General features: G+C 68.4%; 22 protein-coding genes and 1 pseudogene. 11 read left to right on the plus strand and 12 right to left on the minus strand.

The features are described from left to right. Positions 1-7 precede the first annotated feature (7 nt). From fahA to ACYVKL_RS38510, 3 genes are all read right to left on the minus strand, one after another. Complete coding sequence (fahA, locus tag ACYVKL_RS38500) at positions 8-1,186, minus strand: fumarylacetoacetase (RefSeq protein WP_379174264.1); 1,179 nt, start codon at positions 1,184-1,186, stop codon at positions 8-10. Between the two features lie 4 nt (positions 1,187-1,190). Then, complete coding sequence (locus tag ACYVKL_RS38505) at positions 1,191-2,396, minus strand: homogentisate 1,2-dioxygenase (RefSeq protein WP_379174262.1); 1,206 nt, start codon at positions 2,394-2,396, stop codon at positions 1,191-1,193. An 88-nt stretch (positions 2,397-2,484) separates the two neighbouring features. Next, a complete protein-coding gene (locus tag ACYVKL_RS38510) occupies positions 2,485-3,111 on the minus strand; it encodes a TetR/AcrR family transcriptional regulator (protein WP_379174261.1) in 627 nt (208 codons plus the stop codon). Between the two features lie 124 nt (positions 3,112-3,235). On the opposite strand from ACYVKL_RS38510, the gene ACYVKL_RS38515 reads away from it, so the two are divergent. From ACYVKL_RS38515 to ACYVKL_RS38530, 4 genes and pseudogenes are all read left to right on the plus strand, one after another. Continuing rightward, positions 3,236-5,155, plus strand: a complete 1,920-nt coding sequence (locus tag ACYVKL_RS38515; protein ID WP_379174260.1) for an acyl-CoA dehydrogenase family protein — start codon at positions 3,236-3,238, stop codon at positions 5,153-5,155. 34 nt (positions 5,156-5,189) lie between these two features. Continuing rightward, positions 5,190-5,555, plus strand: a pseudogene (locus ACYVKL_RS38520) (oxygenase MpaB family protein); the annotation flags it as partial. Positions 5,556-5,827: 272 nt separating this feature from the next. Further along, the gene (locus ACYVKL_RS38525; RefSeq protein WP_379174259.1) at positions 5,828-7,654 is read left to right on the plus strand and encodes an acyl-CoA dehydrogenase; all 1,827 of its coding nucleotides are present in this window, start codon (positions 5,828-5,830) and stop codon (positions 7,652-7,654) included. Positions 7,655-7,822: 168 nt separating this feature from the next. Next, entirely contained in the window at positions 7,823-8,461 is a 639-nt protein-coding gene (locus ACYVKL_RS38530; RefSeq protein ID WP_379174258.1) for a hypothetical protein, read from the plus strand. A 16-nt stretch (positions 8,462-8,477) separates the two neighbouring features. Here the strand turns inward: ACYVKL_RS38530 and ACYVKL_RS38535 are convergent, their stop codons facing one another. From ACYVKL_RS38535 to ACYVKL_RS38545, 3 genes are read right to left on the minus strand one after another with little or no spacing between them, the layout of a single operon-like run. After that, a complete protein-coding gene (locus ACYVKL_RS38535) occupies positions 8,478-9,293 on the minus strand; it encodes an exodeoxyribonuclease III (protein WP_379174257.1) in 816 nt (271 codons plus the stop codon). 50 nt (positions 9,294-9,343) lie between these two features. After that, on the minus strand, positions 9,344-10,294 hold the full coding sequence (locus ACYVKL_RS38540; RefSeq protein ID WP_213558357.1) for an N-acetylglutamate synthase, CG3035 family: 951 nt from the start codon (positions 10,292-10,294) through the stop codon (positions 9,344-9,346). 6 nt (positions 10,295-10,300) lie between these two features. Further along, entirely contained in the window at positions 10,301-10,924 is a 624-nt protein-coding gene (locus ACYVKL_RS38545) for a peptide deformylase (protein ID WP_379174256.1), read from the minus strand. A 215-nt stretch (positions 10,925-11,139) separates the two neighbouring features. Here ACYVKL_RS38545 and ACYVKL_RS38550 point away from each other — a divergent pair, with 215 nt between their 5' ends. The 5 genes from ACYVKL_RS38550 to ACYVKL_RS38570 all read left to right on the plus strand — a co-directional run bounded on the left by ACYVKL_RS38550 (position 11,140) and on the right by ACYVKL_RS38570 (position 15,671). Then, positions 11,140-11,457: a DUF3263 domain-containing protein gene (locus tag ACYVKL_RS38550; RefSeq protein ID WP_213558355.1), complete on the plus strand. Its 318-nt coding sequence runs from the start codon at positions 11,140-11,142 to the stop codon at positions 11,455-11,457. A 91-nt stretch (positions 11,458-11,548) separates the two neighbouring features. Next, positions 11,549-12,121 (plus strand): LytR C-terminal domain-containing protein, encoded by a 573-nt coding sequence (locus ACYVKL_RS38555; protein WP_379174255.1) that lies wholly within the window; start codon positions 11,549-11,551, stop codon positions 12,119-12,121. 152 nt (positions 12,122-12,273) lie between these two features. Then, positions 12,274-12,945 (plus strand): superoxide dismutase[Cu-Zn], encoded by a 672-nt coding sequence (gene sodC, locus ACYVKL_RS38560; protein WP_357189003.1) that lies wholly within the window; start codon positions 12,274-12,276, stop codon positions 12,943-12,945. Positions 12,946-12,962: 17 nt separating this feature from the next. Continuing rightward, on the plus strand, positions 12,963-14,111 hold the full coding sequence (locus ACYVKL_RS38565) for a glutamate--cysteine ligase (protein ID WP_379174253.1): 1,149 nt from the start codon (positions 12,963-12,965) through the stop codon (positions 14,109-14,111). A 195-nt stretch (positions 14,112-14,306) separates the two neighbouring features. Beyond that, complete coding sequence (locus ACYVKL_RS38570; RefSeq protein WP_379174252.1) at positions 14,307-15,671, plus strand: phosphatase PAP2 family protein; 1,365 nt, start codon at positions 14,307-14,309, stop codon at positions 15,669-15,671. A gap of 10 nt (positions 15,672-15,681) precedes the next feature. Here the strand turns inward: ACYVKL_RS38570 and ACYVKL_RS38575 are convergent, their stop codons facing one another. The 4 genes from ACYVKL_RS38575 to ACYVKL_RS38590 form a co-directional block, all read right to left on the minus strand. After that, complete coding sequence (locus ACYVKL_RS38575; RefSeq protein ID WP_379174251.1) at positions 15,682-17,010, minus strand: hypothetical protein; 1,329 nt, start codon at positions 17,008-17,010, stop codon at positions 15,682-15,684. A gap of 101 nt (positions 17,011-17,111) precedes the next feature. Continuing rightward, positions 17,112-19,382 (minus strand): AAA family ATPase, encoded by a 2,271-nt coding sequence (locus ACYVKL_RS38580; protein ID WP_379174250.1) that lies wholly within the window; start codon positions 19,380-19,382, stop codon positions 17,112-17,114. A gap of 54 nt (positions 19,383-19,436) precedes the next feature. Continuing rightward, positions 19,437-20,324, minus strand: coding sequence for a CDP-diacylglycerol--serine O-phosphatidyltransferase (pssA, locus tag ACYVKL_RS38585; RefSeq protein WP_213560694.1), 888 nt, complete (start codon positions 20,322-20,324; stop codon positions 19,437-19,439). Further along, positions 20,324-21,040, minus strand: coding sequence for a phosphatidylserine decarboxylase (locus ACYVKL_RS38590; protein WP_213560693.1), 717 nt, complete (start codon positions 21,038-21,040; stop codon positions 20,324-20,326). The genes pssA and ACYVKL_RS38590 overlap by 1 nt, the downstream gene beginning before the upstream one ends. A gap of 286 nt (positions 21,041-21,326) precedes the next feature. Here ACYVKL_RS38590 and ACYVKL_RS38595 point away from each other — a divergent pair, with 286 nt between their 5' ends. Then, on the plus strand, positions 21,327-22,355 hold the full coding sequence (locus ACYVKL_RS38595) for a beta-ketoacyl-ACP synthase III (protein ID WP_213558350.1): 1,029 nt from the start codon (positions 21,327-21,329) through the stop codon (positions 22,353-22,355). A gap of 23 nt (positions 22,356-22,378) precedes the next feature. On the opposite strand, the gene ACYVKL_RS38600 is transcribed toward ACYVKL_RS38595, so the two are convergent. Beyond that, positions 22,379-23,083: an SIMPL domain-containing protein gene (locus ACYVKL_RS38600; protein ID WP_379174249.1), complete on the minus strand. Its 705-nt coding sequence runs from the start codon at positions 23,081-23,083 to the stop codon at positions 22,379-22,381. Between the two features lie 15 nt (positions 23,084-23,098). Next, the gene (locus ACYVKL_RS38605; RefSeq protein WP_379174248.1) at positions 23,099-23,560 is read right to left on the minus strand and encodes an SRPBCC family protein; all 462 of its coding nucleotides are present in this window, start codon (positions 23,558-23,560) and stop codon (positions 23,099-23,101) included. A gap of 486 nt (positions 23,561-24,046) precedes the next feature. Here ACYVKL_RS38605 and ACYVKL_RS38610 point away from each other — a divergent pair, with 486 nt between their 5' ends. Continuing rightward, positions 24,047-25,720: an NAD(P)/FAD-dependent oxidoreductase gene (locus ACYVKL_RS38610; protein WP_379174247.1), complete on the plus strand. Its 1,674-nt coding sequence runs from the start codon at positions 24,047-24,049 to the stop codon at positions 25,718-25,720. The last annotated feature ends 2 nt before the right edge of the window (positions 25,721-25,722 follow it).

The following is a 25,722-nucleotide window of genomic DNA, read 5'->3' on the forward strand; positions in this document are numbered from 1 at the left end:
CCGGCTATCACTCGGCTTTCGCGATTCGCCCCCGGACCTCGCCCAGCTCCAGACGGCCACCCCCGGCCGCCGGCGCGGTTGCCGTGATCACCACCTCATCGCCGTCCTGCAGGAACGTGCGCTGCACGCCGTTCACCTCGAGCGGCTCGGCGCCACCCCAGGTCATCTCCATCAGCGATCCGCGCTCACCCCGATCCGCACCCGAAATGGTGCCCGAGGCGAACAGGTCGCCGGTCCGGGTCGAGGCCCCGTTCACGGTCAGATGCGCGAGCATCTGCGCGGGTGACCAGTACATCCGGCGGTACGGGGGAGTGGAGACCAGCTGACCGTTCCACACCACCCGGACCGCGATGTCCAGACCCCAGCCCGCCGCGTCGCGCAGATACGGCAGCGGCTCGGGATGCTGCGGCGGCAGCGGAATCCGCGCCTGCGACAGGGCGTCGAGCGGAGTCACCCACGCGGACAGGGAGGTTGCGAAGGACTTGCCCAGGAACGGACCCAGCGGCTGCCCCTCCCACGCCTGGATGTCGCGCGCCGACCAATCGTTCACCAGCGCCACCCCGAACACATGCTCGGCGAATTCGCCGGTACCGATCGGCTTGCCGAGCGCCGACCCCGCGCCCACCACGAAACCCAGCTCGGCCTCGATATCGAGGCGACGGGTCGGGCCGAAATCCGGTGCGCCGGAATCGGACCGGCGCTGACCGTACGGGCGGATCACATCGGTGCCCGACACCACCACCGTGCCGGCGCGTCCGTGGTACCCCACCGGCAGATGCCGCCAATTCGGCAGCAGCGGTTCACCATCCGGCCGCAGCATGCGACCCAGCGCCGTGGCGTGGTCGAGGCTGGCGTAGAAGTCGACGTAGTCGCCGACCTGGATCGGCAGGTCCAGCCGCACCGCGCGCAGCGGATACACCGCGCCCGCCGGCAGCTCCGCCTCGGCCACGTCGCGCACCCGCTCCCGGATCTCGCGCCAGCACCGCGGCCCCTGCGTCATAAAGGCGTTCAGGGTGGGCTGGGCGAACATCGGATCGTCCAGCGCCACCGCCAGATCGATGACCGAATCACCCAGCCGCGCACCCACCCGGGGCGGACCGCCCAACGGGCGGAAGACGCCGTACGGCAGGTGCTCCAGGCCGAAACCGGACTCCGCGGGAACCTCGATCCGAACCCGGCTGTTCACGTCGTCAGATCCATTCCGTCGGGCCCCGTCCCGACCAGGTCCAGGCATAATCGGGGTCCTCGCAGGCCAGCGCGCCCTCGCCCAGTTGCAGCGGACGGAAGGTGTCCACCATCACCGCCAGTTCGTCGAAGAAGTCGAGACCGATGCTGCGCTCGTAGGCCCCCGGCTGCGGCCCGTGCGCGTACCCGCCCGGATGCACCGACACCGAACCCGGCCCGATCCCGGATCCCTTGCGCGCCTCGTAGTTTCCGCCGCAATAGAACATGATCTCGTCGGAGTCCACGTTCGAGTGGTAGTAGGGCACCGGAATCGAGAGCGGGTGATAGTCCACCTTGCGCGGCACGAAATCGCAGATCACGAAGTTCTGGCCCTCGAACGCCTGATGCACCGGCGGCGGCTGATGCACCCGGCCGGTGATCGGCTCGAAGTCGGCGATGTCGAAGGTGAACGGGTACAGGCAGCCGTCCCAGCCCACCACGTCGAAGGGGTGGGTGGCGTAAACCAGACTGGTGCCGACGATCTCACCGGCGGGACGATGCTTGACCAGCACCTCCACATCCTCGCCCGCTTCCTCCGCCGGTGTTGCCGGGCTGTGCAGATCTCGCTCGCAATAGGGCGAATTCTCCAGGAACTGACCGAATTTCGAGAGATACCGTTTGGGTGGCGTGATGTGACCGGAGCCTTCGATGATGTAGGCGCGCAACGGTTCCGGACCGTCGGGAATCCAGCGGTGGGTGGTGGCGCGCGGCAGCAGCACCTGATGCCCCTGCCGCACCGGCAGCGTGCCGAACACGGTTTCCACTCGCCCCGAACCGGATTCGATGTAGGCCAGCTCGTCGCCGACGGCATTGCGGTACAGCGCCGACTCACGCAGCGCCGCCACATACGAGATGCGCACGTCGGCATTGCCCAGCAGCAGCCGCCGCCCGGTCACCACGTCGGTGTCGTCCGGCCGGTCGTCCGGGAACAGGTCGTGGAGTTTCAAATGCCGGTGCTGCAGTGGATGATTCGGGATCAGTCGCTGCTGGGGTAGCACCCACACCCGCGAATCCACGATGGCCGGAGGCAATCCGCGGTGGTAGAGCAGCGAGGAATCGCCGGAGAAGCCCTCTTCTCCCATCAGCTCTTCGTAATAGAGCCGGCCCCGCTCATCCCGATGCTGCGTGTGCCGCTTGGGCGGCACCGAACCAACCTGCCGATAGAACGTCATGGCGTCCTCCCGCTGACCGATGGTCGCTTTCCATCGTAGCCATCGGATAGCCGGTGCAGCCCGGATTCCGGGCGTGGCGCGGGGCCCTTCAGGCGTGGCGCAGGGCCCGGTAGACCGCCGCGCCGACGAACTCGCCGAGAGTGTCGGGAGTCCAGTCGCCCGGCTCGGTCAGCAGCGTGCGGACCGCGCCCTCACCGGCCGACACCCACAGCTCGACCAGGGCCGGAAGTTTGCGTTCGGCGTCCGCGGTGCCCCAGGCCAGCAGCGTCGGGCGCAGTCGCCGGGCGCAGCGTTCCACCGCCAGCAGCCGGCCCTTGCCGAACGAATCCGCCACGGCCGGATCGGGATTGCCGTACAGCAGCCGCCAGGTGTCGGGCCGCTGGGAGACGGTGTGCAGCAGCGCGCGGAAGCCCTCCACGAACACGGCCTCGTCGGCCTCCACCCGGCGGCGGGGCAGCGTTTCCAGGACGCCCTCGATCAGGTAGTCCTCCTCGCGCCGGATGAGCGCTTCGAGCAGCTCCACCCGATCGGCGAAGCAGGCGTAGACGACCGGGCGGGTGACCTTCATGCGCTCGGCCACCGCCGCGATCGTCACCGCGGCGATGCCGTCCGCGACGGCGATCTCCAGGGCGGTGTCGAGGACCTGCGGGCGACGGCGTTCCGGACCCAGATGCCGCGCGCGCTGGCGTGGTCGCGTCGCCGAATCGGTGCCCATGCGAACCGACGATAGCAGCGGTCCCGAAGATCGCTTCCTACGGCGGTGCATAAAAATGCTACATTCACGAATGAACCCACTCGGCGTAGCCGGGTGAGCCCCCGGCCGGAGGAGACGAAGACCGATGAGCCAGACCCTGTTCAACCCGAAGACCTGCGAATTCACCGAATTCGACGCCGAGACCGGGCGGCTGCTGCGCGCCACCGTCGACTACTTCGAGACCTTCGGCAAGACCCGGCTGCTGGCCGAGAGCCGGGACCGGATCTGGTACGCCGACTTCCTCGACTTCAGCAAGCGTGAACGCGTCTTCGCGACCTTCCTGACCCCGGCCGCGCAGGCCGGCGGCGACCCGAACAAGCGCTGGGACACCGCGCGCATCGCCATGATGAGCAAGATCCTCGGCTTCTACGGCATGCAGTACTGGTACGTCTGGCAGGTCACGATCCTGGGCCTGGGCCCGATCTGGCAGAGCGCCAACCAGGAAGCCAAGGCCCGCGCCGCCGCCCTGCTCGAATCGGGCGAGATCTTCGCGTTCGGCCTCTCCGAACAGGAGCACGGCGCCGACATCTACTCCACCGACATGGTGCTCGAGCCCGACGCGAGCGGCGGCTACACCGCGACCGGCGGCAAGTACTACATCGGCAACGGCAATCTCGCGGGCATGGTGTCGGTCTTCGGCCGCCGCGCCGACAAACCGATCATCGACTCCTCCGACTTCCTGCGGAAGATGACCGACGAGGAGTACTCCGGCTACCTGTTCTTCGCCGCCGACTCCCGGCACAAGAACTACAAGCTGCGCAAGAACGTCGTCGACTCCCAGATGTACGTCGCCGCTTTCGATCTCGACGGGTACCCGGTCGCCGAGTCCGACATCCTGCACACCGGCCGCGCCGCCTTCGACGCCGCCATGAACACCGTCAACGTCGGCAAGTTCAACCTCGGCTTCGGCGCGGTCGGCGCCTGCGAGCACGCCATGTTCGAAGCCGTCACCCACGCCCACAACCGAATCCTGTTCGGGCACCGCGTGACCGAGTTCCCGCAGGTGCGGTCGCTGCTCGCGGACAGCTACGCGCGGCTGATCGGCATGAAGCTCTACAGCGAGCGCGCCATCGACTACATGCGCTCCGCCGACGAGCACGACCGCCGCTACCTGCTGTTCAACGCCATCGAGAAGATGTCGGTGACCCGGCACGGCCAGAAGCTGTACGAGGACCTCGCCGACGTGATCGCCGCGCGCGGCTTCGAGAACGACATGTACTTCCCGATGGCCATGATCGGCATGTTCGGCCTGCCGCGGCTCGAGGGCACCGTCCACGTGAACATGGCGTTGTCGCTGAAGTTCATGCCCAACTACATGTTCCATCCCGCCGACGCGGGCCTGGCCGCGCTGCGCTACCTGCCCGGCGCGGGCGTGGCCCCCAAGGCCGCGGTGCGCGCGGTGTCCGGCGCGCTGAGCTGGACCAGCCGCCACGCTACCGGTCCCGCCGCCAAGGCCGTGCCCGCACTGAAGACCGAATTCGCCCGTGCCGCACACGCTCCCGTGCCCACCCGCCGTGATGCCGCCGACGACGAATTCCTGTTCCGGCAGGGCCCGAGCAGCGGCCTGGGCAAGATCCGTTTCGCCGATTGGCGTCCGGTCTTCGAGAAGTTCGCTCACATCCCGAATGTCGCGATCTTCCTGGAACAGGCGCTCGCCCTGCAGACCCTGCTGGCCGCCGCCACCCCGACCGCCGAACAGCAGCAGGACGTCGACTTCCTCTTCGGCCTGGGCGAGCTGTTCACCACGCTGCCCTACGCCCAGCTCATCCTCGAACAGGCCGAGATCGCCGGCGCCGACGAAGCCGTGCTGGACCAGCTCTTCGATCTGTTCGTGCGCGAGTTCTCCAAGCACGCGCTGACGCTGCACACCAAGCCTTCCGCCACCAAGGCCCAGCAGGTCCGCGCTCTGGATCTGGTGCGCCGCCCGGCCGCCGACCCCGCCCGCTTCGAGAACGTGCTCACGCAGGTCCGGGCCTTGGCCGGCACCTACGAGATGAATCCCTGACCACCATCATCGCCACTGCCAAGGAGCAGACACGATGACTTCGGCCGCCACGCGCCCCCAATTCGACGCGCCCGCCCGCACCATCCGTGAACTCGACTACGGCTTCTTCGGACCGGGATCCCCGACCTGGAAGGTGTGGACCGCGCCGACCGCGCTGATCGGGTTCCAGCGCGCGGTCACCCTCGAGCACTTCGACCCGGACCTGACCGCGGCCGTCGCCGATGTCGGCGGTATCTACAGCGATCCGCGCGGGCGGCTCGCCCACACCTTCGCGTACTTCCTGATCGCGGCCGTGGCCGACGCCGCCTACCCGCCGGCGGTCCGCGCGGCCATGTCCGCGCTGAAGAGCGATCGTCTGAAGCTGGCGGTCGCCCGCCATGGAATTGGTCAGATGACCGGTCGGCTTCTGGCGGAGCATATGCGAGCCGGGGTTCCCGTGAATCCCGTCACCGTGACTCCGCAGCAGGCCAAGGCGCTATATGGGCGCAAGTCCAGCTCGAGCGCATAACGGCGCGGTTAACTTTTCGGCATTCCGCCGGGTCGGACGAGGCCCGGCGGGTTAAGAGGTCTGCCTACGGTTGCGTAACCGGACAGGCGTACGGCAGCCTTCGGCTTGATCCCAGATCTTGATCGCCAGCATCGCGTCGAAACTTCAGCCGAGGAGGCCCTTCCGTGTCCCACTACAAGGCGAACCTACGAGACATCGAGTTCAACTTGTTCGAAGTACTGGGGATCGGGGAACTGCTGGACGGGGGCGCCTACGGCGACCTCGACGCCGACACCGCACGAGAGATGCTCGCCGAGGCCAAGCGCCTCGCCGAAGGGCCGGTCGCCGACTCCTTCGCCGACGCCGACCGCAACCCGGTCGAGTTCCTGCCCGAGCAGCACACCATCACGGTGCCCGAATCGCTGAAGAAGACCGTCGCCGCGGTCAACGAGGCCGGCTACTCCGGCCTGGGCATGGCCGAGGAGATGGGTGGCGTGCCCGCCCCCAACGCCCTCATCTGGTCCATCCAGGAAATGCTGGTCGCAGCCAACAACGCGGCCTCCTTCTTCAACATGGGCCCGCTCATGCACAAGGTGCTCTTCGACGAGGGCACCGAGGAGCAGCAGCGCTGGGCCGCACACGCGTGGGAGAACCGCTGGGGCGGCACCATGGTGCTCACCGAGCCCGACGCCGGCTCCGACGTCGGCATGGGCCGCACCAAGGCCGTCGAACAGCCCGACGGCACCTGGCACATCGACGGCGTGAAGCGCTTCATCTCCGGCGGCGACGTCGGCGACACCGCCGACAACATCTTCCACCTGGTGCTGGCCCGCCCCGAAGGCGCCGGACCCGGCACCAAGGGCCTGTCGCTGTTCATGGTGCCGCGCTTCCTGTTCGACTCCGAGACCATGGAGATCGGCGCCAAGAACGGCGCGCTGGTCACCGGCGTCGAGCACAAGATGGGCATCAAGTCCTCGCCCACCTGTGAGATCACCTTCGGCGGCGACATCCCGGCCGTCGGCTACCTGGTCGGCGGCGTGCACAACGGCATCGCCCAGATGTTCAAGGTCATCGAGAACGCGCGGATGATGGTGGGCACCAAGGCCACCGGCGCGCTGTCCACCGGTTACCTCAACGCCCTCGAGTACGCCAAGCAGCGCGTGCAGGGCGCCGACCTGACCCAGATGACCGACAAGGCCGCCCCGCGCGTCACCATCACCCACCACCCGGACGTGCGCCGCTCGCTGGCCACCCAGAAGGGGTACGCGGAGGGCCTGCGCGCGCTCTACATGTACTGCGCCTCCTACCAGAACGCCGATGTGGCGCAGGTCAATTACGGTGTCGACGCCGAACTGGCCGAGCGGGTCAACGACCTGCTGCTGCCGCTGGTCAAGGGCTGCGGCTCCGACCGCGCCTACGAGTCACTGACCGAATCGCTGCAGACCCTGGGCGGCTCCGGCTACCTGCAGGACTACCCGATCGAGCAGTACATCCGCGACTGCAAGATCGACTCCCTGTACGAGGGCACCACCGCCATCCAGGCGCAGGACTTCTTCTTCCGCAAGATCATTCGTGACAAGGGCGTCGCCCTCGGTCATGTCGCGGGCCTGATCCAGAAGTTCGTCGACGGCGGCCCCGACCAGTTCAAGGTCGAGCGCGGACTGCTCGGCGCGGCCCTGGCCGACGTGCAGGCCATGGCGGCCGCGCTCACCGGCTACCTGATGGCCTCCCAGCAGCAGGTCGACGAGCTCTACAAGGTCGGCCTCGGCTCGGTCCGATTCCTGTACGCCGTAGGCGATCTCGTCATCGTGTGGCGACTGCTCGAGCACGCCGCCATCGCCCAGGCGGCGCTGGACGCGGGCGCGGCCGAGAAGGACAAGACCTTCTACACCGGCAAGGTCGGCGTCGGCTCCTGGTTCGCCAAGAACAAGCTGCCGCTGCTCAGCGCCTCGCGCGCGGTCATCGAGAACCTCGACAACGACATCATGAAGCTGGACGAAGCGGCTTTCTAACTCCCGCTGCATCTCCCGGCCCCCGCACCAGTGGTGCGGGGGCCGGATTCGTCGGGGGACGCACCTCGCAGGTGTGTCCGATCGGCGAGCCGAGACTCACCGATAGGACACGCACACTTCATTTCTGACCCGCCGATACGTGTCGTGCCCAGCGGGTACAACTACCACATGGTCTTCCCGGTTTCCTTCGGCTGGATCCAGATGGTGCTGTTGGTGCTGGGCATCGCGGCCATCGGATTGCTGGTCACGGCGGTTCTGAAAGCGCGCAAGGTTGGCTGGCGGGTGCTGGTCGGACGCGGCATCGGCGCGATGGGCCTGGTGCTCGTCGCGGTGGTGATTCTGTGGATCACCACGCTGCTGCAGGCCTTCCTCGGCCTCACCGGCGAAGTGAAGGCCGCGCACATCGAGGCCAAACCCGTTGCGGGGCAAGAGCACATGCTCAACGTGGACCTCACCCTCTACGGCGACGAGGACCACGGCGACCAGCACAAGACCTACCAGGTCGAGGGCGACATGTGGGTGCTGCAAGCCAATATCGTGGAACTCGAGGCGTGGGTGAACGCCCTCGGCTTCAACGCCGGATACAAGGTGACCCGGCTCTACGGGCAGCGCCTCGACGGCATCGCCACCAAACAGAACCAGATCTTCCTCAACGGCAGCGACGCCGACTTCTACCAGGACATGAAGGACAAGACCTGGTACACCAGGCCTTTCGTGCGCTCGGCCAACGGCAACGCGGTCATCGCCATCGCCGGCAGCTACGACGTCTTCATCTCCCGCGACGCCATCAAGGCCCGGCCGGTCTAGCCGGGCCTCGCCCGCACTAGTCGGCGAGCACCGCCGTCACGGGCGCATGATCGCTGGCGCCCTTGCCTTTTCGCTCCTCACGGTCCACGTTCGCCTCGGTGACGCGAGCCGCCAGGGCGGGGGACGCCAGGATGTAGTCGATGCGCATGCCCTCCTTACGGGGGAAGCGCAGCTGCGTGTAATCCCAATAGGTGTAGACGCCGGGACCCGGGTGGAACGGCCGCATCACATCGGTGAAACCGACCTCGCCGAACGCATCGAAGGCGTCGCGTTCCCGTTCGGAGACATGGGTCTTGCCCTCGAAGAACTCCGGCGACCACACGTCCAGGTCGGTCGGGGCGATGTTCCAGTCGCCCACCAGCGCGATCTGCGCCTCCGGGTCCTCCGACAGCCACTTGCTGCCCGCGACCCGCAGCTGCTCCAGCCACTCCAGCTTGTAGGCGTAGTGCGGGTCGTCCAGCGCGCGGCCGTTGGGCACGTACAGACTCCACACCCGCACACCGCCGCAGGTCGCGCCGATCGCGCGGGCCTCCACCACGGGGGTGCTGAGCAGGGACTCGCCCGCGTCCTTGTCGAATCCGGGCTGATCCGGGAAGTGGATCTCGACATCGTCCAGGCCCACCCGGGAGGCGATGGCCACGCCGTTCCACTGGTTCAGGCCGATATGCGCGACCTCGTACCCGGCCGCCTCGAACGCCTCGAACGGGAACTGCTCGTCCTTGCACTTGGTTTCCTGCATGGCCAGCACGTCGATATCGGCGCGATCCAGCCACGCCAGCACCCGATCCTGCCGGGTGCGGATCGAGTTCACATTCCAGGTCGCGATACGCACGGCGGTAAACCTTTCAGAACTAGTGTCTTTCGAAAGCGGCGCGCGCGCCATCAGGGCGCGGTGTACCGGTAACGGTGGTGCTCGACGAAACCCATCTCCTGGTACAACGCCAGCGCCGCCTCATTGTCGTCCGACACCTGCACGTAGGCGTGCGTGGCCCCGTGGGTGCGGCCCCAGCGGATCATCTCCGCGCACACCAGCGCGCCCAGCCCGTGTCGCCGATGCCCCGACGCCACCGCCACGCAGGTCAGGCCCACCCAGCGGCGGCCGTCCGGAGCCGTGGTCACCGCCGCGCGGCCGATCGCGATCGGCGCGGGCAAACCCAGTGTGGCGAAGACGACTTCGCCGTCGCGGACCGCGGTCAGCACATCCACCACCGGGGTCGACCCGACATCGGTATCGCCGCCGCGATGCCGGTGCATGGACAACCAGGCCCCGTCCGGTTCCGGCGTGAACCGCACCATCGACGGGCCCGACGGCAGCGCCATGGTCTCGATATCGACGGCCAGCACCTGGGTTTCGTGCCAGCGCCGCCACTCCGCGGGCGCGGACGCCAGCCGGTCGGGCAGTTGCAGCTGCAAGGGCAGGCCGTGCGCGGTGTACCACTCGCCGATCCGGCGCAGCGTGTCGGTGTTCAGCGACGCCGGGCCGTCCGTACCGCCCAGCGGCACCGCGGAATTCGCGCGATAGGTATAGCCGTCCCCGGCGCGCAGCAGCCAGCCGTCGATCCAGGACCGCATCAGACCCGGCCAGCCGTCCGCGGCCGCCGCCTCCAGCGAGCGGATCTCACTGGTCCGAATGGGCCGGGGCCCGAGCGGCTTCCAGGCCACCACCTCTTCCCAGGCGATCGACACCACCTGGCCGTCGGCGGTGCGCACGGTCAGCGGGTCGGTCGCGGTGAGTTCACCGATCACATCCGTCAGCGGTTGTGGATAACCTGCGGGCAGGCGGTATCGAACCACCACCCGCTTACCGATCGGCGGGAGTTCGGAAGCGGTCATACCCGATCAGTCGTCGAGATCGTCGTCGTCGTGTCCGAAGGGGTCCGGCACGGTGCCCGGCACCCAGCTCAAACCCGGCTTGCCCCAGCCGTTTCGCTTGATGGACTTCTTGGCGGCGCGGGCATTGCGGCCGATCAACACGTCCACGTACAGGAAGCCGTCCAGGTGCCCGGTCTCGTGCTGGAGCATGCGGGCGAAGAAGCCGTGGCCCTCCAGCTCGACCGATTCGCCGCGCTCGTCGGTGCCGGTGACCTTGGCCCAGTCGGCGCGACCGGTCGGGAACTGCTCGCCCGGGACCGACAGGCAGCCCTCGTCGTCATCGTCGGGATCCGGCATGGACTCCGGGATCTCGGAGGTCGTCAGCACCGGATTGATCACGCAGCCACGGCGGCGGACAGTCTTGCCGTCCGCGGTCTCGTCGGGGCAGTCGTAGACGAAGATGCGCGGCGACGCCTCGTCCTCGTCCTCGATGATCACCTGATTGGCGGCCAAGCCGACCCCGTGCGCGGCGTCCATCGTCTCGTACATGTCCGCGATCAGCTGCGCCAGCTCTTCCGGTGTCCGCGTGACCGGAGTGGTCGGGCGGTGCAGAACCGGGTCGCCGACAATGCGAATCGGGAGAATAGCCATGCTGAGCAGCGTACTGTGCTGCGTTTCCCCCGAAGATCACACCCTGGGGACGGGTCCGGAGCAGTGCTGGAAGCCCCGCCGAACTGCCCGACACGCCGGGGCCTTTGTCACAAAACACGCCGATTGGTACGCATCGCGTTGTCTGTGCCGCGTGGTTGAATGGGCTCCGACGCAAGCACCATATTCGTCTGGTGACCACTCGGCGAGGGAGCTCTATGGACAGCGCAGCGGCACGCGACATTCCCGCAAGCGAGGACGGTCCTTCCGACGAGGATGGCGCGCACGGGCTTTCCCGCCGTGAGCTCGAGATTCTCGACTTCGAACGCAAATGGTGGAAGTACGCCGGTGCGAAGGAAGAAGCCATCCGCGAACTGTTCGACCTCTCGGCAACCCGCTACTACCAGGTCCTGAACGCGGTCGTCGACAAGCCCGAGGCGCTGGCGGCGGACCCGATGCTGGTCAAACGCCTGCGCCGGCTGCGCGCCAGCCGTCAGAAGACCAGGGCCGCACGCCGTCTCGGTTTCCAGGTGTGAACCGAGCCCCGACCGTGAACCGGCGCTACACCCCGCCTGCGTCCGCGCTTGATCCCGCGCGCGTGGGCCTGCACCCATTAGGCTCGACGCCGTGAGCAACCCGAATTCGCCGGCCGGCGGTCCGCCACTGCGGGCCCTGGCGATGGTTTTGATCGCCCTGGCCATCGTGTTCGCCGGGATCGGCGCGATGTCACTGTCGAGTTCGGACTCCTCGGACAGCAGCGCCGGATCGACCTCCGAGGCCGCCACCAGCACTGCGGCGCAGCAGAATTCGACCGTGGCGGGCACCCCGCAGCTGGTGTCCAGCACCATCGCGCCCACGACCACCACGGCCGCGCCCACCACCACGGCCGCCACGCCGACCACCAGCGCGGCCGCGGGCGTCGACAAGTCCCTTCCGGTCCGGGTCTACAACAACGGCACCGTCGCCGGCCTCGCCAAGAAGACCGGCGACCAGCTCAGCGGCGAGGGCTACAACATCACCGAGGTGGGCAACTACCCCGGCGGCGTCATCCCGAAAACCACCGTGTACTACGGCAGTTCGGCCAAGGAGCAGGCGCTCGCCAAGGCCATCGCCGCGGAACTGGGCTGCTCCGCCGAGCCCCGCTTCCCCGGGATCTCGGATTCGCCCACCGGTGTCATCGTCATCGTCACCGGCAACTGAATCGTTGTCCGGCCAGGGGTCGCAACGCCGCGCGAAAGAAACCGTGCGGCCCCTCCACGGGACACACGCACGGCTCTGGCATCATCTTGTCCGGTACGAACTATGTCCACCCTGCTTTCCCGATAAACTCGGACTCGTAAAGGAGTTCCCCGATGGCCTCGTCCTCAACTCGTCGCCCTTCCTGGTGGACTGTTGCTCCGGTGCTCGCGGTCGCGGCCCTCGGCCTCACCGCCTGCTCCAACAGCCAGGAATCGAGTGACGTCAAGGGGACGACCCCGCCGGTGTTCACCAGCTCGCCCGCGCCCGCCGGCGCCGAGCACGGCACCGAGCACGGCGCCGCCACCCCGCAGGACTCCACCAGCGTCACGCTGAAGGACCCCAGCGGCGGCACCGTCGGCACCGCCTCCGTCGTGAAGGTGGGCAACCACCTCGAGATCACCGTCGAAGCCCACGGCCTCAAGCCCGGCTTCCACGGCCTGCACATCCACCAGTTCGGCAAGTGCGAGACCAACTCCACCGCCCCCTCGGGCGGCGCGCCCGGCGACTTCCTGTCCGCCGGCGGCCACCTGCAGGTCGGCGAGCAGAACACGCACCCCGCCAGCGGCGATCTGGACTCGCTCCAGGTGCTCAAGGACGGCACCGCCAAGCTGGTCACCACCACCGACGCCGTGACCCTGGACGACATCAAGGGCAAGGCGCTGATCATCCACGCCGGCGCCGACAACTTCGGCAACATTCCCACCCGGTACGCGCCCGCACCGGATGCGGACACCCTCGCGACCGGCGACGCGGGTGCACGGGTCGCCTGCGGCGTCGTCGCCTGAACCCATTGAGGTGAGCCATGGCCGGGGCAGGCATTCCGAAGGTCCCCTTCAATTCATCGCCCCGGCCCACGCTCGGCGTGGAATGGGAGGTCGCGCTCGTCGACAAGACGACGCGTGACCTGTCCAACACCGCCGCAGCCGTTTTCGAGGCCTGCGGCGACCTCCGCGCCTGGGACGGCACCCCGCAGATCACCAAGGAACTACTGAAGAACACCGTCGAACTGGTCTCCGGCAAGCACGACACCGTGAGCGAAGTCGTCGACGAACTCCGCGCCACCCAGGAAGCCGTGCGACGTGCCGCCGACCAGGTCGGCGTCGACCTGTTCTGCGCCGGCACCCATCCGTTCGCGCAATGGTCCACCCAACAGCTCACGCGCAGTGCGCATTACGACGAACTGATCGAGCGCACCCAGTGGTGGGGCCGCCAGATGCTGATCTGGGGCGTGCACGTGCACGTCGGAATCTCGCACCCGGACAAGGTGTTCCCGATCCTCAACGCCATGCTGCCGGCCTACCCGCACCTGCTGGCGCTGTCCGCCTCCTCGCCAATGTGGGCGGGCGTCGATACCGGTTACGCCAGCAACCGGGCGCTCATGTTCCAGCAGCTGCCCACCGCCGGACTGCCCTTCCAGTTCGACAATTGGGGCCAGTTCGAGGGTTTCGTGCACGACCAGCTGAAAACCGGTGTGATCGAACAGATCGGCGGCATGCACTGGGACATCCGGCCCGCACCCAAATGGGGCACCATCGAGGTGCGCATCTGCGACGGCATCCCCACCAAGGCCGAACTGGCCGCCCTCGTGGCCCTGATCCATTCCCTCGTGGTCGATCTCGACCGCCGGGTGGAGAACGGCGAACCCCTCCCGGCCGTCCTGCCGCCCTGGCACGTGCAGGAAAACAAGTGGCGCGCAGCGCGATACGGGCTCGACGCCATCATCATCACCGACGCCGACAGCAATGAGCGCCTGGTCACCGACGACCTGATGGACCTGCTGAACCGGCTCGAACCCACCGCCAAGAGCCTCGGCTGCGAGAACGAGCTCGCCATGGTCGCCGACATCCCGAAGAGGGGCGCGTCGTATCAGCGGCAGCGCCGGGTCGCCGCGGCCGCCCAGGGTGATCTGGTCGCGGTGGTCGACTCCCTGGTCCACGAACTCGAGCAGTAGGGACCCGACGCCCGGAACTCTCGGGCGCGACGCTCCGCGAGTTGCACTGGTGTGATTTCGATTACGGCGAAATGCGGCCGCCGTACGCCGTGGCCAGGGGCGATATCACGCTGACCGGGGGCTGTTCATCCGGGGTGGGATGCGGCGTTCAACTGGGTATGGGGGCTGCGTTCACACGGCGTTTACTATGGCTGGATGTTGCTCGACGATCCGCGTTCCCAGACCGGCGGCGCAGCACGCCGATCAGGGATGTGGATGGCGTCGCCGCGCGCCCGGCTGACGGCCGTGCTGAGCGTGGGCGCCGTCGCGCTGCTCGCTTTGCAGCTCGTCGCCTCCCGTCACCACTTCACCGGTCCGCTGGAAAGCATCTGGGACGACTTCGCCGGCAATGCCAAATCCTTCACCGTGCCGTGGGCCGGACTCGGGCTCGCCCTGATCGGGCTGAGCTGGCGGCGGCGGTTCCTGGCCGTCGGGGCCGCGCTCGGCATCGACGTCGCGTATCAAACGGTGCGCAGTCTGTCCGGCGGACCGTTGGCCATGGGCAACGGACCGGTTCTGGTCCTGCTGTCCATCCTGGGCCTTGCGGTCTGGAAGTGGCAGGGCAAGGACCGCTCCAACGCCCTGCACGCCGCCGCCCTCGGCATTCTGCTGGTGCTGTCCAGCAAGGTCGCCGACGTCTGGCTCGGCATCACCGTGCTCGCCGGGCCGCGCGTGCTGGACGAGCACATCGTGCTGGTGGACCACGCCCTCGGCGACCCGTCGTGGATGGCCGGGCAGCTGGTCGACTGGCTGGGACCCGTGGCTTCGGCTGTGCTGCACTGGGTTTACATCGAACTGCCCGTCGGCGCGATGATCGTGACCATCTGGCAGCTGCGCAATGTGGTCGGGACCGGGGTGTGGCCGCGGCACTATCTGGTGCGGACCTTCCTCGTGCTCGGTCTGATCGGGCCGCTGTTCTATGTGCTGTTCCCCGTCGTCGGACCGATCTTCGCGTACGGCGCGGACGGGCACGCCTTCTCGCTCGGCCAGTACTGGCCGAATGTGGTGCCGCCGGTGGACCTCTCACCGGGGTCCATCGGCTTCGACCACTACGCCCCGCGCAACTGCATGCCGTCACTGCACACCGCGTGGGCGCTGTCGATCTTCATCCACTCCCGGCGCGACCCCCTGACCGGCGCGCCCGCACCCACCTGGCTGCGCTGGGGCGGAGCCTTCTGGCTGGCCGCCACCATCGGCGCCACCCTCGGCTTCGGCTACCACTACGGCGCGGACCTGGTCGCCGGCGCGGTGCTGTGCCTGACCATCGAATCCGGGCTGCGCGCACCGGAAAGTGGCTGGGACCGCACCCGCATCCGGCTGGTGTCCGCGGGAGCCGCGCTCTTCGCCGGGCTACTGCTGTCCTACCGGTACCTGTCGACCGGGTTCGCCGAACACCCGGTGCCCGCGGGCATCATCGTCATCGGCCTGTTCGTGGCCTACGTGACGGCCTTCTACCGCACCTGGTTCGCCGAGCCCGCGCCCGCGCCCGCTACCCCGCTCGAAATCGCCGCGCGCGCCTGACCGTTCGCCGTCATTCGGTGGTGCCCGCCTGGGACTCCGGCGCGGCCGAGGTCGGAACCGGCAGCGGACGCATGCGTCGCAGCAGGAACATGCCCGCCAGGCAGCCGCCCGCCACGATCACCGAGGTCCACCCCGGGGTCGACGTATTACCCGAACTCACCGTGCACATCAGCACGTTGCCGGACGACTGCATCGCGTAATCGCCACGCGCCACGAAATCACGCATACCCAGCACCGCCGACGGCACGAACAACACCAGGGTGCCCAGCACCCGGCTCGGCACGTACCGCGGCCGGGTCGCCAGCAGCCCGAAACCGAGCAGCCAGGACACCACCGCCGCGCTGCCCACGATCAGCCACGCCTTGGTGCTATCGCTGGTGAGCGCCGTCGACGCCCCGACCGCCATGGCCAGCCACAGCACCGGCATCGGCGCGGCCACCTGGCTGCCCGCCCACATACCGAACGCGCTCACCGCGACCAGCAGCGGAATCGACCACGCGGGCAGCTCGGCCGCGATCGTCGCCGCACCCACCGCGCCCATGCCCACCGCGACCAGCACGATCTCCCCGTCGCGGCCCGGCAACAGCATGGACGCGATCAACGCGGTACCGACCGACGTCAGCACCGCCAGCACGATGCCCGCGACCGTGCCGCCGTGCCGGGCCAGCCATTCCGCACTGAACAGTGTGATCAGCACCATCAGCACGCCCGCCAGAATCGGCGCCAGCGGCAGCTCGATCGACAGCCGTTGCGAGACCGGGCCCTTCCGATTGATCAGCAGCGACGCCACGGCCAGCGCGAAGGCCAGCAAGAGCATCCAGATGGGCGGCAGGTCGGTGCTGTGCCACGTGGTGCTCACGTCGGTGTTGATGCCGCCACCCACGCGTGGCACCGGATTCACCGAGCCCAGCAGCAGACTGATCAGGATGCCCAGCGTCCACGCGAACGCGGGTAGCCGGTGATGCAACACCGCCGCTCCGAGCGCACCCAGGATCACGCCGCCGGACAGCGAATCGATGAAGTTCATGGTGGACAGCGAGGCATTCGGGTCGTGGGTATGTCCGAACACGTGATTGGCCACCAGTACCACCAGCCCGCCCACCGTCGTCGACCACGCCGCCGACGGATTGCCCAGGGTGGTGATGAACACGGCCACGATCATGGCGATGAGCACGCCCGCGGCGATCGCCCGCGGCAGGCTGTAGGCCAGCAGATTCAGCTCCAAGGCGGAAGTCTGTGAGGTCCAGCCGAAGTTGATCGGCAAGGCCAGCGCCAGTCCAGCAACCAACGCTGCGACCAGCGCAGTGAGCGTTTCGGTGGCGACCTTATACGACCTCACCTGCGCAAAAGTACCGGCCGGTGGCGGGTCGATCGGTCCGACTCGCTTGCTTTGTGGATATTTGGCGAATTTCTGGCATCGATCGGACTCGGCGGGATGATTCAGACATAGCCGGAGGGGTCACCGGCCGGGCCGGGCAGCTCGCGCTTCGCCGCGAACAACCGCAGCGACTCCACCTGGACCGGATCCAGCGACGGTCGAACCGCCTTGCGCGCCGCCGCCACATCGGCCGCCGTCACCTCCCCGGCATCCACATCGCGGCGCATGGCCGCCAGCGCGGCCTCCCGCAGCAGGGCCGAACAGTCGGCGGCCGAATACCCGTCCAGCTCACGCGCCAGCCGCCGCAGATTCACGTCCTTGGCCAGCGGTACGGATTTGCCCGCGGTGCGCAGGATCTCCACCCGGGCCTCGGCATCCGGCGGCGGCACGAACACCAGCCGCTCCAACCGGCCGGGCCGGGTGAGCGCCGAATCGATCAGATCCGGGCGGTTGGTCGCGCCGACCACCACCACGTCCCGCAGCGGCTCCACCCCGTCCAGCTCGGTGAGCAGGGCCGCCACCACCCGATCCGACACCCCCGAATCCGAGGACTGCCCGCGCTGTGGGGCCAGCGCGTCCACCTCGTCGAGGAAGATCAGCGACGGCGCGGAATCCCGTGCCCGCTGGAACAACTCGCGTACCGCGCGCTCCGACGAGCCGACCCACTTGTCCATCAGCTCCGCGCCCTTCACCGCGTGCACACTCAACTGCCCGGACCCGGCCAGCGCCCGCACCAGGAAGGTCTTGCCGCAACCGGGCGGCCCGTACAGCAGCACCCCGCGCGGCGGCTCGATACCCAAGCGCGCGAACGAATCCGGATGCCGCAACGGCCACAGCACCGCCTCGGTCAGCGCCTGCTTGGTCTCGACCATGTCGCCGACGTCGTCGAGACTCAGCTGACCGATGGACAATTCCTCCGAACCCGAGCGCGACAGCGGGCGGATCACCTCCAGCGCACCGGTCAGATCCTCCTGCCGCAGCACCGGATCCACGTCCTCACCGGTGTCGTGGTGTTCCCGGCTCGCCCGGACGGCCGCCTGCAGCGCCGCCTCCCGCACCAGCGCCGCCAGATCCGACACCACGAACCCCGGTGTCCGCGAGGCGATCTCGTCCACCTTCAGCCCCTCGGTAGGGGCCTTGCGCAACAGCTGCTCCAGTAATGCCGCCCGCACCGCGGCGGTCGGCAGCGGCAGCGACACCTGCCGGTCGAACAGCTCGGGGCCGCGCAGCCGCGCGTCCAGGCCGATCGGATTCGACGTGGTGGCCAGCACCGCGACCGCGGGCAGCGCCACCGCCCGGCGCAACTGGTCCAGGATCATGGTGGCCACCGGCTCCGGCTCGGCGGGCAGCAGCGCGTCGATATCGGTGATCAGCAGCACGCCGCCCGCGCCGGAACCGATCTCCTGCACCTTGTCCCCGACATCGCGGAAACGTTTGCCGCTCTCGGTGGCGCCGACCGCCGGGCCGTCGAGTTCGACCAGCCGCCGCGAACCCACCACCGCCCGCGCCAGCGTCGCCTTCCCGACCCCCGCCGGACCCGTGATCAACACGCCCAGATGTGAACTGGCCCCCAGCGCCTTCAGCAGTTCGGGCTCGTCCAAGGCCAGATTCAGCCATTCCCTCAGTTTGGCGGCCTGCGCCTGCACCCCGGCCAGATCCGCCACGGCCACCGCCGAGGTGGGCGCCGCCACGGACAGATGTTCCTGCGGCACGGCGGAGGGGATGTTCAGCGGGACGTCGTCGAGCAGGCCGAGGGGCGCGTCGGTGGCGCCGAGGCTGGACCCCAGCGTCACCGCGGTGCTCGGCAGAATGGTGACCGGCCCCGGATACGGCTCGGTCGACACCACCGTCAGCACCTCCGAGGTCCAGGCGATCCCCAAGCCCTTCAGCGCCTTTCGGGCCGCGGCCGGATTGTCGCCGGGCAGCAGATCCCGCGGCAGCAGGGTGACGGTGTCGCCGACGGTGACGATCTTCCCCAGCAGCGCCTGCCGCAGCGTCGACTCCGGAATCGAGGCCATGGCCAGCGAGGACCCCGTCACCGAGACGCGACGGGCATCGGTCTCGGTCGCCGGAGCGATCGTGATGTCACCGCCGTCGCGCACCTTGGCGTTCGACAGGGTCACCTCGTCGAGCAAGGCGACGCCGGTGCCGAAACCCTGCGACGGTTTGAACGCCCCCACCACCGCGGTGGTGCGCCGCCCGCCGGTCAGGGTGACGCCCTGACCGGGGTGCAGGGCCAGCGCCATCAGCACTTCGGGGTGCAGTCGCACCAGCCCCCAGCGGGCGTCGCCACCCGAGGAGTTGCGGCGCGCGGTCAGCTTGAATTCCGGCACCTGTCAATTCTGCCCGGGCGAACCGGTCGCCGGTGTTCTATCCGCGTCGGATGATCATCCGCGCTGGCCGGGACGCCGCAGTCGCAGCCGCGCCGTCGAGACCTTCGGCACCCGGCTGCCCAATGGCCGCTGCCGGCGCTGCGCCTTGCGCTGGGCGCGGCGTTCGGCCGGCTTGTGGTTCCAGGTCTCCGGCCGCGCGGCCACCCAGCGCGCGGAGTGCACCGCGAACGGAATGTGGCCCAGGTACAGCACGACCAGCGCCATCATCAGGATGAGCGGGTAGGTGACCAGCAGGGCGGCGGCCAAGGCGACCAGCACCAGCAGGATCGGCGCGGTCCGCGGCGCCACCGACACCGACTTGACGGCGAGGGTCGGCAGCGTGCTCACACACAGCAGACCGGTCAGCACGGTCCACACCGCGACCATCGGGAAACTCACCCACCAGCCGTCGCCGAACTGCTCGGACAACGCGATGGGGGTCAGCACGATCAGCGCGCCCGCGGGCGCGGGCACCCCGACGAAATACTCCCGCTGCCAATCCGGGCGGTTGTCGTCGTCCATCAGGGTGTTGAAGCGGGCCAGCCGCAGCACCATGCAGACGGCGAACATCAGCGCCAGCACCCAGCCGATGCTGTCCCCGTGCAGGAATGTCACATACAGCACCAGCGCGGGGGTGACGCCGAACGCGATGGCGTCCGACAGCGAATCCAGCTCCGCGCCCATCTTGGAGGTGGCGTCCAGCATGCGGGCGATCCGGCCGTCCAGCATGTCGAAGACGGCGGCCGCGCCGACCAGCGCCAGCGCGATTCCCAACTGGCCCTGGATGGCGAACTTCACCGCCGACAGGCCCGAGCACAGCCCCAGCACGGTGACCATGCTGGGGAGCAGCCGGATGGTGCGATTGCGGCGGCGCGCATGCGGCGCGGGCGCGAGTTGCTCCATCATGAATCCAGTTCGGCCAGCACCGTTTCCGCACCGATGGTGCGCTGTCCGGGAACCACCAGTGGCTTGGTTCCGACCGGGAAGTAGGTGTCCACGCGCGAACCGAACCGGATCAAGCCGTAGGTGTCGCCGATGCCCAGCTTGTCGCCGGCCTTCGCCTCGCACACGATGCGGCGCGCCAGCAGACCGGCGATCTGCACCACCACGATCCGCTGGCCCGACTCGGTCTCGATGACCATGCTGTTGCGCTCGTTGCGGTCGCTGGCCTCGGGCAGATCGGCCGACAGGAACTGGCCCTTCTGGTAGGCGATCTGCTCCACCAGGCCGTTCACCGGCACCCGCTGCACGTGCACGTCCAGCACCGACAGGAAGATGCTCACCCGCGGCAGCGGTGTGTCACCCAGGCCGAGTTCGGCCGGCGGCACCGCGGTGTCGACCAGGGCCACCTCGCCGTCGGCGGGAGCGACCACCACACCGGGGCGGTTCGGCGGCACCCGGTGCGGGTGCCGGAAGAAGGTGGCGCAGGCGGCCGCGGCGGCAAGCCCGGTGCGGCGCACCCACTTTCGCCGGAAGCCCAGCGCCGCCACCGCGAGCGGGGCCGCCACGAAGGGCAGGCCGGCCGGATGCAGCGGCGGAATGGAGGATCGGACCAGGTCGGCCACGTGACCGAGTCCGGTCGTTTCCGGGGTGCCGGGCGGGGTGGGGCGACGGGCCACGAGCTCCTCTTTCATGCGCGGGTAGGTGCGGTCATAGACCGCGTCACACGATACGGGAAGTGCGTTCGACGCTCGCGTTCTCGGTAGCCGAGACCGTGTGGTCAGGCTCCGGACCGGATGTGCGGTTCCGGGCAAACCACCCACGATTGTGACCCGAAGCACATACATGAGAAGCTGACGCGATTAAGCTGAGGGAGCCTCATGTATGCGGCGTCTGGTCCGCGGGGGTGGGAACTCGATGAAGGTCACGTTCGACGCGCAGTACGCAGTACATAGGAGAGAACCAATGTCTGCTCGAATTGCCTCGATCAGCGGGGCAGAGCACACGGCAATGCTCGGGCTCGGCGTGTACCGGCCGGAGCGGATCGTCACCAATGACGAGGTGGCAGGGCCGATAGATTCCAGCGACGAATGGATCCGGACGCGTTCCGGCATCCGCACCCGCCGTTTCGCCTCCGACGCGGAGACGATCATCAGCATGAGCGCCGCGGCCGCCCGCGACGCCATCGAAGCGGCGGACATCGATCCGAGCCGGATCGACTGTGTCCTCGTCGCGACATCCACCTGGCTACTGCTGACGCCCGCCGCGGCTCCGCAGATCGCTACCGAACTCGGCCTGAACAATGTGGCCGCCTTCGACATCTCGGCCGGTTGCGCGGGCTTCTGTCACGCCGTCGCGATGGGCTCGGACCTGGTCAAGGCGGGTACCGCCCGCAATGTCCTGGTCATCGGCGTGGAGAAGCTGACCGATACGTTCAATCCGCGCGACCGCGGCACCGCGTTCCTGTTCGCCGACGGCGCGGGCGCAGTGGTGATCGGTCCGTCGGAGGAAGCCGGCATCGGCCCGACCGTGTGGGGCTCCGACGGCACCCAGCACCGCGCCATCCGTCAGGACAAGGACTGGATGGAATTCTTCCGCGAGATCGACGAGAAAGGTTTGGACGCCGTCCGCCCCTACCTCGCCATGGAGGGCACGGCCGTCTTCCGCTGGGCCGCACACTCTTTGGAGAAGGTCTGCCGGGAGGCCATCGACCGCGCCGGCCTGACCCCCGCGGATCTGGACGCCATGGTCCCGCACCAGGCCAACGGCCGCATCATCGAGATCATGGCCCGGGTGCTGAAACTGCCCGAGGACTGCGCGCTGGCCAACGACATCGAGGAGACCGGCAACACCTCGGCCGCCTCGGTTCCGCTGGCCATGGAGGCCATGATGCGCAAGGGCGACGCCAAACCCGGCGGCACCGCCCTGCTCATCGCCTTCGGTGCGGGCCTGTCCTACGCGGCCCAGGTGGTCCACCTGCCGAACTGGAAGTAGCGCAAGGGCTTTCGCCCGCGCGGTCAGCCGATGTCCCAGGCGGCGGTCACGGTGAACGTGACCGTCTGCTGACCGGGTTCGAGGTTGACGGCGGGCGCGCCCCCGGGCACCGCGTCGCGGTACATCGGGGTCTGGGTGGGCGTCGTGCCGCTGCCGTTCTCGCTGATGGTCTTGACCTTCTTCAGCTTCAGCCCGGACAGGTCCGCGTACTGCTGGGCGCGGCTCTTGGCGTCCTCGAAGGCACGGGCGCGGGCATCGGCGAGCAGCTTGGTGTTGTCCTCCAGCCCGAACGCGACCGAGCTGATCCGGGTGTCGTTGCCGCCCGCCTGCACCGCCGCCGACAGAATGCCCGAGGCCTTCGGGAGTTCCCGCACGGCCACGTGCATGGTGTTGGTGGCGCGATAGCCGGTGATGAGGCGTCCCTCCGGCCCGTAACTGGGCTGGACGGACAGGTCACTGGTGGTGATGTCCTCGCGCTTGGCGCCGGCCGTCACCATGGCGTCGGTGATGGCCTTGGCCTTGGCGTTGGCCTGATCGACCGCGGTGGAGACGTCCGCCGCGCTCACCTCGGTGCCGAGATCGGCATTGAGCACGTCCGGCGTGCCCTGGACCTTTCCGGTGCCGGTCACCGTGACCGTGCGGTCGCCCGAGGATTCCGAGCTGCCGCATCCGGTCAGCAGTAACGCGACACCGGCGGTCGCGGCGCAGATCGCTGTGAGTCGTCGCATAGGCCGAACCTACGCTCAGCGCTCCAGGGTTTCCTTGATCCGGCCGAGGGTTTCGTGCATGCCCTGCACGAGCCCGCCCTCGAAGGCGGCTTCGCCGCCGAAGACCTTGTCGACGGTGAGCTGCAGCCAGCCCGGCAGCTTGCCCTTGGGCACGTCGCGGCGCTGGATCAGCTTGGTGCCGCCGTCGGCGGTGGGCTCGAGGGTGTAGCTCCAGACCGTTCCGTTCTCGTTCATGCGGAACGCCAGCGCCTGGTTGGGTTCGAAGCGCACGATCCGCGAGGTGCTCGGGTAGACGTAGCCCTCGGCCTTGTTGAGGTTCACCGTCCAGGTGCCGGTGCGGACCGTGCGGCCCAGCGGCTGCATGCGCAGGGTGTTCGGGCTGAACTCGCGAATGCGCTGGAGATCGGAGACGACGCCCCAGACCTGTTCCGGCGCGGCCGCGATGTCGATGGTGGCTTCGAGTACGTTCGGCAACACTGCCCCCTGGTACGTAACGGTCGGTTGCACGCATCCTAGTTGGAGTGGCGTGGATCACCGGGTCGCCGTGGCGTGGATCACCCTCTCCGACCTGCGCGTATTGGATGTGTCCCGCAGGCATTCCGGGGCGAAAAATCACTTACATCACATTCTGGGTTTGTTGATGTCCGAACTGTAATGCCCGGAGCAGAATGACGGATAAACGAAGTTACAGACACTGCCACCTGCTTCCGATTGGGAAACGTGAGGTGATCGGCCGTGAACCTGCGTTCGCTTCTGCATCTGGACACCAAGACGGTCCCGCTGCTCCCCGCTGCCGAGCCCGAGGGGTCCGGAATCGGCGCGGATTCCGATCCCGCTAAACCACCCGGCCGGTCCGGTCTGAAGGTAGATCGTGAGCTCGAGGAACGACTCGAGCGATTACTGACCCCGACCGAGATGGATCTCATTCAGCATCACCGAATTTGAGTCGGCGATACTGGTCAGGTGACTTCACCAGCTGCCGCCAAGCCGGCCATCCTCAGCGTCGACGACGACCCGGGCGTCTCGCGTGCGGTCGTGCGGGATCTGCGACGCCGGTACGGGGCCGACTACCGGATTCTGCGCGCGGAATCCGGGGCGGACGCCCTCGACGCGCTGCGTGAGATGAAACTGCGCGGCCAGCCGGTCGCGGTCCTGATCGCCGACTACCGGATGCCCGGCATGAACGGCGTCGAATTCCTCGAACGGGCCATGGACCTGCACCCGTACGCGCGCCGCGTGCTGCTCACCGCGTACGCCGACACCAACGCCGCCATCGAGGCCATCAATGTGGTCGACCTCGACCACTACCTGCTCAAGCCGTGGGATCCGCCGGAGGAGAAGCTCTACCCGGTCGTCGACGCCCTGCTCGAGGCGTGGCGCGGCGACGACCACAAGCCGGTGACCGAGACCAAGGTGGTCGGCCACCGCTGGTCGGCCCGCTGCTCGGAGGTGCGGGAGTTCCTGGCGCGCAACCAATTGCCGTATCGCTGGTACCAGGTCGACGAGCCCGAGGGCGCGCGGCTGCTGACCGCGGCCAACGCCACCGAGGACCAGTGCCCGGTCATCATCAACCCCGGCGGTGATGTGCTCATCATGCCGACGGACGCGCAGCTGGCCGAGGGCGTCGGCCTCAATGTCGATGCCTCCAGCGACTTCTACGACCTGATCGTGATCGGCGGCGGACCGGCCGGTCTCGGCGCGGCCGTCTACGGCGCCTCCGAGGGCCTGCGCACCGTGCTCGTCGAACGCACCGCCACCGGCGGCCAGGCCGGGCAGAGCTCGCGCATCGAGAACTACCTCGGCTTCCCCGACGGACTCTCCGGCGCGCAGCTGGCCGACCGGGCCCGGCGGCAGGCCGTGAAATTCGGGGCCGAACTGATCACCGCCCGCGAGGTTGTCGGCCTGGAGGCCTGCGGTTCCGCGCGCGTGGTGAAGTTCGCCGACGGCGGCAGCGTCGCCGCGCACTCGGTGCTCATCGCCACCGGCGTCAACTACCGCCACCACCCGGCCCCCGGCGTCGACGAATACACCGGCCGCGGCGTCTACTACGGCTCGGCCATGACCGAGGCCAGCGACTGCGCCGACAAGGACGTGTACATCGTCGGCGGCGCGAACTCGGCGGGCCAGGCCGCGGTGTTCCTGTCCCGGCGCGCCCGCACCGTGCACATCCTGGTGCGCGGGGAGTCGCTGGAAGCGTCCATGTCGCACTACCTGATCCAGCAGATCGCGCAGATCCCGAACATCAAGGTGCACACCCACACCGAGGTGGTGTCTGCCGACGGCGACGACCACCTGGAATGGATCGTGCTGCGCGACAACGCCGCCGGCACGGAAGAAAAAGTGGACGCGGAGCGGTTGTTCCTGTTCATCGGCGCCGCACCGGAAACCGACTGGCTGGAGGGCGTCGTCCGCCGCGACGACGCCGGCTACGTGCTGGCCGGACCCGACCTCATGGTGGACGGCGAACGCCCGGCCGGCTGGGAACTGCCGCGTCCCCCACAGCATCTGGAGACCAGCGTGCCCGGCGTCTTCGTCGCCGGCGACGTGCGTTCGGAATCGGCGAAGCGGGTGGCCTCGGCCGTCGGCGAGGGCGCGATGGCCGTCATGCTGGTTCACCGCTGGCTCGCGAAACAGTAGGA

The sequence above is a fragment of the Nocardia tengchongensis genome (assembly GCF_054781395.1).